Source organism: Arcicella rosea (assembly GCF_040543805.1).
GTDB classification, from domain to species: Bacteria; Bacteroidota; Bacteroidia; order Cytophagales; family Spirosomataceae; genus Arcicella; species Arcicella rosea.
Window position 1 is genome coordinate 690,286 of the sequence record NZ_JBEUMS010000001.1, and the last position, 11,810, is coordinate 702,095.

The following is an 11,810-nucleotide window of genomic DNA, read 5'->3' on the forward strand; positions in this document are numbered from 1 at the left end:
AGAAGAACAACTCAAAGAAAATGCCCTAACTGTGATAATAGGATTTGTACAGCAATCAAAACTCCTTTCTACTTAAAAGTACTCTTATTCTATCTGAATAATTTTGAATATTATAAATGCCATAATTGTGGGAATAGTTTTATTCTCGTCATAAAGCTATGAATAATTAAATATACAAGCCATAGTAGTAATTTAATTCACTTTTAAACAATAGTTTTTTTCACTAACACACACTTTACAATCATGCAGCAACAATATATTTATGTATTATTGGTTTTACCAATAATAATCCAAATCATTATGCTTTTATTTTATACATTTAGAAGGGCTTCTACAAATTGCTGTCCAAAATGTAAGAATATTTTGAGTGGTGAACGAACTAGAAGACCTTTCATTGTAAAACTTTTTTTATCCCCATTTTTTAGCTTTAAATACTATCAATGTTTGAGTTGTTACGCTGGTTTTTTTATCCCAATGTCTGAACTGAAAAAAGAAAAGAGTACTAAAGTTCAAGAAATGACTACATACAAGGGATGACTACATAATAGATTTCAGATCAAATCCCTTGTTGATTTATTATTATTCCCTAAAGATTATTCAAAGCAATACTTGTCTTGTGATAGGTATTGCTTTTTATTTTCTTCTATTTATAAAATAATTTAAGACAATCTAAAATTAAGTACAAATACTTAAATTTTACTTTATTTTTAATGAGTATTTATACTTATGAAAAATATCCCTTAAATTAGGGAAAAACCCCTAATTTAAGGGATTGTACATACTTTAAATAAGTGGTTATTTTGTATCTACTAAGTCAGTAGAGATTGTGATAAATTAATCTACTACATTCACTAACACACTGAATATTGAACAAATAGACTAACCATACTTTTATTGATATACAACTTAACGTTTAATATGACTTATCCCACAACACTAACAGCTTATGATATTGAACAATCAATTTCTCGACGCATTAGATCAATTTGTATTTATTGTTGATACAGAATATAAAATACGAGCATTCAATAAATCTTTTGCATCACTCTATTTTTCGCATTTTGATGTGTATCCTGAAATTGGTCAAGAAGGACTTATGAACTATAGTCCAAATCTTGGTGAACTGGTTAGAAGTTCATTCAAAAGAGGTTTTAGTGGCGAGCGTTTTAAAATTAATAATCAAGTTAATGGTGTATATCTGGAATTTACGGTTAGTCCTATTTTTGATGAAAATCAAAAGGTTGACTCTCTAGTTGTTTCAGCGCATGAAACAACACAAACTAATAACCTGATTAAAAAGGTTTCGGCTCAGGAAGAAAAATATCAATATGTCGTTGAAAATATTCATGATGTAATTTTTCAAACTGATGTTGTGGGCAATTGGACTTTTCTGAATAAAGCTTGGACTGACATTTTTCAATATACAGTAGATGAGTCGCTAAACACACCATTTTATTCATACTTACATCCTGATGATGTAAGGAAAAATGAATTACTCTTTGAGCCACTTATTAATCGTAAAAAAAAGTTTTGTCGTCATGTTATTCGCTACATTACTAAAGCCGGAAAAGTAAGATGGATTAAAGTTTTTGCTACACTTTTAATAAATGAAGACGATGAAATAATTGGCACAACTGGTACTTTAAGAGATATTACTGATGAAAAAGTCAATGCACATTTCAACGAGCTATTATTAAATAATGTTCGTGACCTTATCTGTATTCATAATCAAGATGGCACTTATCTTTTTGTTTCGCCATCAATTGAAGATTTAACAGGATTCAAACCCCATGAATTAATTGGTAAAAGTCCTTATGATTTTTTTCATCCAGACGACCTTAAACTTGTCAAAGAACGCCATCAAGAAGTCTTAAGAACAAAAGGAGATAGTACGTATACATCATGTCGTTTCTTAAAGAAAAATGGCGATTATGTTTGGGTGGAATCAAATTCAAAAATATTCTTTGATGAGTATGAAATTGAAAATAGGATTATCACCTCAACTCATGAAATCCAAGAAAGGAAATTAGCTGAAGAAAGTATGATGAAAGCTCTTCAGAAAGAAAAAGAATTGAATGAGCTAAAGTCCAGATTTGTGGCTATGACTACGCATGAATTTAAAACACCACTTTCTACTATTTCTTCATCTGCTGATATCATTGAAATGTATACTGAACGCAGCCTAAATGCTGATACTGAAAATATCATCAAACAGGTGAAAAATATCAATGTCGAAGTACTTAGAATGACGAATATGATGGATGCGTCTTTGTTTTTAGGTAAAATAGAAGCCAACAAAACAGAAGTAAACAAAGAAGAAATAGATTTGGTAAGCTTAGTCCAGTATATTATTGATAGACAAGTAAGACATCAAAAAGATAAGCGTAAATTATATTTTGAATTGAGGGGAACAGTCAAAAAAGTGTTTGCAGATGCTCAACATTTAGAGCATATTTTAGACAATTTAATTTCTAATGCTTTTAAGTACTCCCCAAATAAGCCCAGTCCAGCTTTAATTTTAACTTTTAATGAAAATAATTTCACCATTGATATTATAGATTATGGCTTGGGCATTCCGCAGAATCAACATAAAAAAGTTTACTCCTCTTTTTTTAGAGGAGATAATGTAAGAAATATTAAAGGCACAGGACTTGGCTTACTGATTGTCTATAATTTAGTAAAAATGAATGGTGGTAAAATAACATTCGAAAGCGAAGAAAATCAAGGAACTACTTTTACTTTAGAATTTCCGTACCGATAAAACTGCATTCAACATTAAAAAATAACAGATACTGATTTAAAAGTACAAAAAAATCATAATTTTATGATAATTGTTAGTGTTTAGTTGCTTTTTCAATTCTAAATTTATCCTTAGAATTGGTTACGTACTTATTTGGGGATTTTTATTTTAATTTAATGATTAAATAAGCTCAAAAAAGGGTCAACTAAAGGATTAAAAATCGTAGAAAAATTCATTTTCTATCATATCTGTTAAACTAATTTTTAGAATGACTAAGCAAAACGACCTATTATCATTAAGCCAAGAAGCGCTAGACATTCTGGTAGATCCTGTTTGCGTATTAGATGCAGAATGTAATTTTGTTCTTTTCAATAAATCTTACAGTACTTTTTTTAAAGAATTGTATGATTACTTCCCTGTAATCGGAAGTAAAAGACTTACTGATACCGATACTTTGTTTTCATCTGTCGCTCCAAATAATATTAGAAGAGGATTGAGTGGAGAAAGATTTAAGACTACTCATGAAGCTAAAGGGAAATTTTATGAATTTTATATCAATCCAGTTTTTAATACTGAACAGAAAGTGACTCATCTTATCATTTATTCAAGAGATGTTACTGAAAAAAAACAGCTAATCCGAAAGGTATCAGAGCAAGAAGAACAATATAAACATGTAGTTGAGAGTGTACATGAAGTGCTTTTTCAAACAGATAATGTTGGAAATTGGACTTTTCTAAATAAAGCATGGAGTGATATTCTAGGTTATTCTATTGAAGAATCTATCGGAAAGCCTTTTTATACATTTCTGCATCCTGACGATATAAAAAAGAATGAATTACTTTTTGAGCCTTTAATTAATCAGCAAAAAACTTCATGTCGTCATATTATTCGTTATCTCAACAAAGCTGGTAACACAATTTGGATTAAAGTTTTTGCTGCCCTTTTAACGAATGAAAAAAAAGAAGTTTTAGGTGTAACAGGTACTTTAAGAGACATTACCAATGAGAAAGCTAATTCGCATTTTAGCGAGTTATTATCAAGTAATGTGCGTGATTTAATTTGTATTTACACCCTTCAAGGCGACTATCTTTATGTTTCTCCCTCAAGCAAAGATGTTTTGGGCTATGAACCAGAAGAACTAATCGGCAAAAATGTTTATGACTATTTTTATCCTGAAGATATTGAAGGAGCACAAAGAAAACATGAACTTTTGCTTTTAGAAGACAAAACAGAATCATCAATTGAGTATAGATTCCTGAAAAAAAATGGGGAGTTTATTTGGATGCAAACGTCGTATAAAATGTTTTTTGATGAATATGATATCGAAGACAGAATTATTAGTTCGAGTAGAGAAATAACCCTAAAAAAAAGAGCTGAAGAAAGTATGATGAAGGCTCTTCAAAAAGAAAAAGAGCTAAACCAACTAAAAACAAGGTTTGTGGCAATGACTGCCCATGAATTTAAAACGCCACTTTCTACTATTTCTTCCTCAGCAGAAATTATAGAAATGTTCCTTGAACAGCTAAAAGATGGTATTATCAGAGAAAAGGTAAACAAACAACTCAGTAATATTCATACTGAAATTGCTAGAATTACTAATTTGATGGATGAAACATTATTTTTAGGCAAAATTGAAGATGAAAACACGGATGTCAAAAAGGTAGAAGTAGATTTGGTTGCAATAGTAAACTATGTCATGGAAAGGCAAAACAGGCATCAAAAAGATGGTAGAAAATTAGTTGTGGAGCAAATCGGAGAAGCCAGAAAAGCACTTGCCGACCCACAGCATTTAGAACATATCATTGACAATTTGGTATCGAATGCGTTTAAATATTCTCCGAAAAGAGATAGCCCAAAATTAACTTTATACTTCAATGAAAATGATTATGTCATTGAAGTAAAAGATTTTGGCATTGGTATTCCAAGAAATCAGCATAAAAAGGTTTATTCTTCCTTTTTCAGAGGTGAAAATGTTGGAGGAATTAAAGGAACTGGTTTAGGCTTATTGATAGTCCATAACTTAGTAAAAATGAACGGAGGTAACATTACTTTTGAAAGTGAAGAAAATGTTGGAACAACTTTCAAACTAACCTTTTCATATTCTTAATTGTACTTCTTTGCAGACTTGAGTTTCATCTCTGAAAAGCAACAAAAGCGATTAAAATTACAGACAGGAGAAAAGTATCATTACTCTACTTTATTTTTACAAGTAGCCAATATTTTCTGAACATCTTTTACTTCTGTAATGGTTTTTTCGCCACCCCATTCATTATAAATAAACGTAGCAATTTCGGCTACGTCCAACGCTTGTAATTGTGAATTGGCTGGCATTGGTTGATGATACGATTTTCCATTTACTGTAATGGTGTCCATCAATCCATTGCGCATAGAACACAGAATTAATTCTTTATTCTTTGCCAAAAAATCGGAACCAGCAATGGGCGGATACAATCCCGCCAAACCTTCTCCTTTTTCTTGATGGCAATTCGCACAATGGGTTTTATAAAGTGCTTGTCCGTCGATATAATACTGTTTTCTCTTGATTTCCTCTTTGCTATCACAAGCAACCATCATCAATACACAAAAAGCAAAACCAAGTTTGTAAGCAGTAATTGTGCTTAACATTAATATCTTTTTCAACAAATTATTATTTATTATTTGAACTCGACTCATTTAAAAGTATTTCCATATCCTCCATCAAGTTATCTACTTTTGCAGGAACAGTTCCATCATAAATTCCACGAATGTGGCGATTTTTATCTACCAAAATAAACGCTCCGCTATGCACTACTCCACCCGGTTGTGTTGGGTCGTCAGCAGCAGAAACCATGTAACTTTTTTGACCAATTTCAAAAATCTTCGCTTTATCACCCGTCACCATTTGCCAAGAGGTGCCTTTAATTCCTAGATTACTCTTAAATTCTTTCAAAACCGCTGGCGTATCGTGGCGTGGGTCGATTGAATGAGAAAGAATTACAACGTTTGGATTGTCTTTAAATTTTTCATAAATCCGAAGCATTTGCGTTTTCATTTTTGGGCAAATCGTCGGACAAGTCGTAAAAAAGAAATCTGCGATATAGATTTTTCCTGCAACAAATTCTTGCGTAAGTTTTACCGAATCCTGACTGATAAATTCAAAATCAGGAATTTTATGGTAAAGAGTATCAACAACCATTTTGCCATCAACCAATTTCTCGACGGTTTCTTTATTGCCCAAATAAGGTAATTCTTTAGGCTCTTGCGAGCAGCCAAATACAATTGTTAGCAGAAAGATTAAGGATAAACATTGAACAATATTTCTCTTCATAATAGTTTACAAGTATTCAAAACTTACTTTTTCAAAAAAGCTTTTGCCTCTTCAATACTTGCATTCGTTAATTCCTTTACTTTGATGATTTTATTTTTCTCTTCTTCGTAGTACTTCACTACTTCTTCTTCCGATTTTCCTTTTACTTGATCTGGATTATACTTTTCCATCCATTCCATCATTTGTACATCGGCAGAATCTAAAGCTACGTACAATTCTTTCGCTTTTGAAGAATCTGAAGATACTTTTGAAATAGAATCTAATTGTCCTTTCAAGGTCATGATTTCATCCATTTTTGGCATTACTTCATCATGTACTGCCATTACTTCTTCAATCATTTTTTTCTGTTTGTCTTCCGACTTTGAACAAGAAAAAACTACTGACAACATTAATACTGATAATAATATTTTCTTCATATTGATATGTACCTGTTTAGTTTGGAACAAATTTATTGAGATAACAAGCTTTTGACCTTGAACGTTTAGCCTGCAAGATAATATTTTAACTGAGGGTAAGATGCTTCCCTAAAATCTCACGAGCATTTTCTACAATGGCTTTTGATGGATTTTCACCACCAATCATCTGTGCAATTTCCATTACTCTTTCATCACTACTTAGTTTTCGGATTCTTGAAACCGTTCTGTCGGAAGAATTATCTTTATACACAAAATAATGTGCTGCACCTTGCGCTGCAATTTGATGTAAATGTGTAATGGCTATCAATTGGTGATTACGGCTCATTTCTCGCATCATATTTCCTACTTTTATTGATACTTCTCCTGAAATCCCAGTATCAATTTCATCAAAAATAATGGTTGGTAAAGCACGTTTATTGGCTAAAATATATTTAATCGCCAACATTAAACGGCTAAATTCACCCCCAGAAGCCACATTTTTAATCGGTTGTGGTTTGATGCCTTTGTTCGCTGAAAACAACAAATTAATCACATTGATACCCATCGGTGATGGCTTGATGATTTCGTCTTCAATTTTCAAACTGGCATTTGGCATTCCTAAATCTTTCAACAAATCTGAAATTTGTTTTTCGATAATAGGCAAAGCTATGAGTCTTGATTGTGATAAAGCTTCGGCACTTATCAATACTTCTTTCTCGGTTTTCTCTACTTCTGCTTTTGCATTTGCCAAAGCTTCGTCGATATTCAGTACTTTATTAACTTTTTGTTCTAATTCTTTCTGAATAGCCAATAATTCAACATCTGTTTTTACTTGATGTTTCTGTAAAAGATTATAAATTACATCAAGTCTTTGTTGAATACTCGTGATTTTTTCGTCGTCTAATTCTACTTCTTCAGCTTCACTTTCTACTTCTACGGCAATGTCTTTGAGTTCAATCAAACAACTTTGAATGCGCTCTTTCAATTGTAAATACTGTTCGCCAAAAGTGCTAATGCTATTCAAATTGGCTAAAGTTGAAGTAAGTAATGGAATGATAGATTGTTCGGTAGCATTCAAATACTCGGCAGACAAAAGCAATTTAGATTTTACTTCTTCGGCATTTTCTAATTTATTTAGCTCTTGTTCCAGTACTTCTAATTCGCCTGCTTTCAGTTTTATTTTCTGTAATTCATCTAACAAAAATGAATTATAATCAAACTCTTTTTTACTTTCTTTGGCTTCTATCCGAAGCTGTTCATATACTTTTTGTGCTTTATGAAAAGCCTGAAAATCTTTTTTATAAGTATCTAATAAATCATGATTTTGGGTGAAAGTATCGACGATTTCTAGTTGATAATCGTTCGCACCCAATAATAAATTATCATGTTGTGAATGCACATCCATCAATTGCGAAGCTACTCTGCGAAGCGTTTCTAAATTAACAGGCGTATCATTGACGAAAGCACGAGTTTTACCTTGTGGAGAAATTTCACGACGAATTACGCAATGTTCATCATAATCTAATTCTTCTTCTTCAAAAATACTCTTGATGATATAACCAGAAACATCAAATTCGCCTTCAATGACACACTTTTCGTTTGGATTAAAAAGTGTACGAGTATCGGCACGATTGCCCAATAACAATCCTAAAGCACCCAACATAATAGACTTCCCCGCACCTGTTTCGCCTGTAACAATGTTTAAAGCAACGTCTGGTGTTAATACGAGATGCTCAATTAAAGCATAGTTTTTTATTTGTAACTTCGTTAGCATAAGTTGTTGGCATAAAAGCCTTGTCTGTCAATTCTTCACAAATATACTAAGGACGGAGGAGTCCTTTTATTCAATTTCCAAATTTAGGTTCTCTTTTAGTCATTTTCGCTTCAAAAGCTTCTTTCAAATCAGCAGAGAGTAACATTCCCGCATTCCAAGTTGCCATGTAATTAAGTCCGTCGGCTACCGAATTATCACGACTATGTAATAAAATATGTTTTGTTCCACGAATGGCGACAGGTGATTTTTGGGCAATAGTTGTTGCCAATTTCATTACTTCTGCCAACATCGTTTCTTTATCAGTAAAAGTACGATTCACGATTCCGATTTTCTCGGCTTCCTTCCCTTCTACATTTCTACCTGTGTAAGCCATTTCTCGCACCAAACCATCGCCAATCAATTTGGGTAGTCTTTGCAAAGTTCCCAAATCTGCTACCATGCCCATATCAATTTCTTTAATCGTGAAAAAGGCATCTTCAGTACAATAACGCATATCGCAAGCACAAACTAAATCTACCCCGCCACCGATACAACCGCCATGAATTGCTACCAAAACTGGTTTAGAACAATTTTCAATGGCATTGATAGGCGCTTGCAAACTTAGAATATCTTTTCTGATTTTCTCTCTTTGGCGTGCATCACATGAGGTTTGCGATTGTGTAACCGACATCAACAAGCTTAAATCTATTCCTGCACAAAAATGTTTGCTATCGCCACCTTCCAGTACGATTACTCTTACTTCTGGATTTTCGTCTAGTTCAGTAAAGATTTCTAAGATTTCATCCCAAGCGGTTTGATTCAGCGCATTGGCTTTATCTGGTCGATTGATGATAAGATGAGCAATATGATTTTGGATTGATAATTTGAGCGTTTCCATGTTTTTGGGAATAAAAAAATCACAGAGAAAAAACTGAATATCAGTAGTTTCTCTGTGAATGTTGAAGTTAGACGATATTGAAATGGAACGCAAAATTAAAGTAAAATATTTCGATTAACTTCTGCCTTTACCTCCGCCTCCGCCATCGTTATCTCCATTTGATCTTTGATTTACTTTTACGTTGGTATTTCCAAAATTATAAGTAAAGTTGATTCTTAGTCTGCGGTTATCCCAGCGATATTCTCCTGTAGAAACCAATTCATTTGTTCTTGCTACATTTCTATAACGATTCAAATAGGCAGGGTCTTGGACAGAAATCTTTAAAGTAGCTTTTTTATCCCAAAGGAATTTCTTGATGCCTAAATCAAAAGCGCCTTGTGCTTTACTGGTTTCAAAACCCCATGTTTCGCCTGAATTTACATAGCCCGAAATTTCAGCAGAAAGTGTTTTATTCAAGGTAAATGTCTGTTGTAAATACAAGCCGCTATAAAATTGATTTACATTAACAACGGCATTTTCTCTGCTATAATTATACATATTGATTCCACTCCAAATATTTACATTGACATTCCACCATTTTGTAAGATTGAAGGGCAAGGAAGTACTGAAACTCCACCATGATACTTTGCCATTTACATTTTCTATGGATTCTTGTATCAAACGATTTCCAGGAATATAAACAGAATCTACACTATAAACCTCTGCAAAGAACTGCTTTACTGTTACATAATCTACCGTAAAACTAAAAGCATCTTTAATCGTATGCGTCATAGAAATGCTATTGTTTAAAGAAGGAAGTAAATTAGGGTTTCCTTTAGCATATTGTTGTGGCGAGAAAAAGCGATTAAAAGTATTAAAGTTATCACTGTTTGGGCGATTGATTCTGCGAGAAAAACCAAGAGAAACAGCGTAATCTTTTGTTACTTTTTTATTCAAAGAAAGTGTTGGAAACAAATTAAAATAGTTCTGGGTTGAAAGTTCTTCGCCTGCTCTGTCAGTTCCAGAAGTATAGGTTTGTTCCCCTCTTAAACCTGTTTGTAAATTCAAGGTTTTGCTGAGTTCTGTATTCAGCATAAAATAAACGGCATGAATATTTTGCTTGAATTTGAAATATGAACTTACCAATGCGCCATTATCTCTGAAATTATCATTAAAGTCTTTTGCATTATCCGAGAAACTACTTTTAAACCCTGTTTCTAGTTTTACTTTTTTGGTTAGATTTTTTACAAAATCAGCTTTCAAAGCATAAGTAACAAAGTTTTCAGGCGAGTAAATCTGGTTATTCACTACATTTTGTTGACTTTCTAGCACATTGGTCGTTTTAAAACGGTCGTCGAATATTATTTTATTAATAATCACATCAAAATCTACGTTTAATACTGTTCCAGATGTATCAAAAGTTTGTTTCCAGTGCGTATTAATGAGGTAATTTTTATTATCTGTATTACGGTTACGCAACATTTGAATGGCTTTTGTTGAACTGAGCTGTTGATTACTTTGGTTAATCGTTCTTTCAAAAAGATTATCCGACAAAGCCCCTTGTACTGTAAAACCTACACTTGTGTTTTTACTAAAATCATAATCAAAGGCTACTTTTGATGACCACGAATTTCCATTCCCTAAAGCCTTTCCGATGTTTTTACGAGTTTCAACCAAATTACTTCCTTCGTACAATTCTTGTGTTTCATTAAAAGCATTGAACCATGTCATGTAATTTCTACTGACATTGGCATAAAGTGTATATTTCCCTTTCTTGGCATTCATCGTAATTCCCTGATTATTTTTGGGGAAACTACCATATTCTTTATAATTGCTATAACCTACACCCATATCCACGATGTAGTTTGTGCCAAAATTTTTGCCTTTTTTAGTTTTGATATTAATAATTGCCGTAGTGCCAGAAGCATCGTAACGAGCAGACGGATTGGTAATTACTTCTATTTTATCAATGTCATCACTCTTTAGCGTTTTCAAGAAATTAGCTAATTGTTCATCGCTTAGATAGGTTTTACGGTCATCAATCATCACCATTACGCCCGATTTTCCTTTAACTTTTATCGTTTCTGAATTTCTATCTACTGTAATGCCCGGTACTTTTTCCATCAGTTCCAAACCGTTCAAACCAGAAGTAATCGGGCTAGCATCTACGTTCATAATCATTTTATCGCCCGAACGTTCTATCAATTGTTTTTTTACGCTTACTTCTACTTCTTTAAGCGTTTTAGATTCTGGCAATAATTGTATATTTCCAAGATTTAAATCCGAGCGTACTTCGATTTTTTGGTAGTACTTTTGATAACCAATCGTTGTGATGGCAAGTAAATAAGTATTATGAGGAATTTGTGGCGTAAGGAATTTTCCATCCACATCGGCTACAGCACCTTTTACCATTGTTGAATCTTTTTCATTCAAAATCAATATATTAGCAAAAGAAGCAGCCTGTTTTTTTTCGTCAATTACTATTCCTGAAACAGTTGACTGCCCCAAAGCTTGAATAGTAGTAAAGAGAAATAAAGCAAAAAAAGTAGGTTTAAAGGTCATGAGCATTGAGCATTTTGTTGATTTGACAAGAAGATGCAAAGGTTGTACAAAATGTTGCATGCAAAAAGTTAAAAAGTCTTAACAAAAGTTAAACATTCAGGATAGCACCCTTACAGGCAAAGCCTTATGAATGATAATTTCTACGGAAATGATATGGATTTACGAAAAGAAATGTA

8 protein-coding genes are annotated in these 11,810 nt (G+C 32.8%); 2 read left to right on the forward strand and 6 right to left on the reverse strand.

What is annotated here, in order from left to right; all coding sequences use genetic code 11:
- Positions 1-952 precede the first annotated feature (952 nt).
- Positions 953-2,761: a sensor histidine kinase gene (locus ABID42_RS03130; protein ID WP_367282385.1), complete on the forward strand. Its 1,809-nt coding sequence runs from the start codon at positions 953-955 to the stop codon at positions 2,759-2,761.
- 247 nt (positions 2,762-3,008) lie between these two features.
- Entirely contained in the window at positions 3,009-4,847 is a 1,839-nt protein-coding gene (locus ABID42_RS03135; protein ID WP_367282386.1) for a sensor histidine kinase, read from the forward strand.
- An 80-nt stretch (positions 4,848-4,927) separates the two neighbouring features.
- On the opposite strand, the gene ABID42_RS03140 is transcribed toward ABID42_RS03135, so the two are convergent.
- The 6 genes from ABID42_RS03140 to ABID42_RS03165 form a co-directional block, all read right to left on the reverse strand.
- Entirely contained in the window at positions 4,928-5,365 is a 438-nt protein-coding gene (locus ABID42_RS03140) for a c-type cytochrome (protein WP_323257641.1), read from the reverse strand.
- A gap of 22 nt (positions 5,366-5,387) precedes the next feature.
- Complete coding sequence (locus tag ABID42_RS03145) at positions 5,388-6,047, reverse strand: SCO family protein (RefSeq protein WP_367282387.1); 660 nt, start codon at positions 6,045-6,047, stop codon at positions 5,388-5,390.
- Positions 6,048-6,070: 23 nt separating this feature from the next.
- Positions 6,071-6,463 carry a hypothetical protein gene (locus ABID42_RS03150; protein ID WP_323257645.1) on the reverse strand — a complete coding sequence of 131 codons (393 nt, stop codon included), beginning with the start codon at positions 6,461-6,463 and terminating at the stop codon, positions 6,071-6,073.
- An 85-nt stretch (positions 6,464-6,548) separates the two neighbouring features.
- Positions 6,549-8,216, reverse strand: a complete 1,668-nt coding sequence (gene recN, locus ABID42_RS03155; RefSeq protein WP_367282388.1) for a DNA repair protein RecN — start codon at positions 8,214-8,216, stop codon at positions 6,549-6,551.
- Between the two features lie 70 nt (positions 8,217-8,286).
- Positions 8,287-9,093 carry a crotonase/enoyl-CoA hydratase family protein gene (locus ABID42_RS03160; RefSeq protein WP_367282389.1) on the reverse strand — a complete coding sequence of 269 codons (807 nt, stop codon included), beginning with the start codon at positions 9,091-9,093 and terminating at the stop codon, positions 8,287-8,289.
- 114 nt (positions 9,094-9,207) lie between these two features.
- A complete protein-coding gene (locus ABID42_RS03165; RefSeq protein WP_367282390.1) occupies positions 9,208-11,640 on the reverse strand; it encodes a TonB-dependent receptor in 2,433 nt (810 codons plus the stop codon).
- Positions 11,641-11,810 lie beyond the last annotated feature (170 nt).

Bases quoted from the DNA above. Each gene is read 5' to 3' on its own strand.
- ABID42_RS03135 (WP_367282386.1), top strand. From the start codon at position 3,009: ATGACTAAGCAAAACGACCTATTATCATTAAGCCAAGAAGCGCTAGAC.
- ABID42_RS03140 (WP_323257641.1), bottom strand. From the start codon at position 5,365: ATGTTAAGCACAATTACTGCTTACAAACTTGGTTTTGCTTTTTGTGTA.
- ABID42_RS03145 (WP_367282387.1), bottom strand. From the start codon at position 6,047: ATGAAGAGAAATATTGTTCAATGTTTATCCTTAATCTTTCTGCTAACA.
- ABID42_RS03150 (WP_323257645.1), bottom strand. From the start codon at position 6,463: ATGAAGAAAATATTATTATCAGTATTAATGTTGTCAGTAGTTTTTTCT.
- recN (WP_367282388.1), bottom strand. From the start codon at position 8,216: ATGCTAACGAAGTTACAAATAAAAAACTATGCTTTAATTGAGCATCTC.
- ABID42_RS03160 (WP_367282389.1), bottom strand. From the start codon at position 9,093: ATGGAAACGCTCAAATTATCAATCCAAAATCATATTGCTCATCTTATC.
- ABID42_RS03165 (WP_367282390.1), bottom strand. From the start codon at position 11,640: ATGCTCATGACCTTTAAACCTACTTTTTTTGCTTTATTTCTCTTTACT.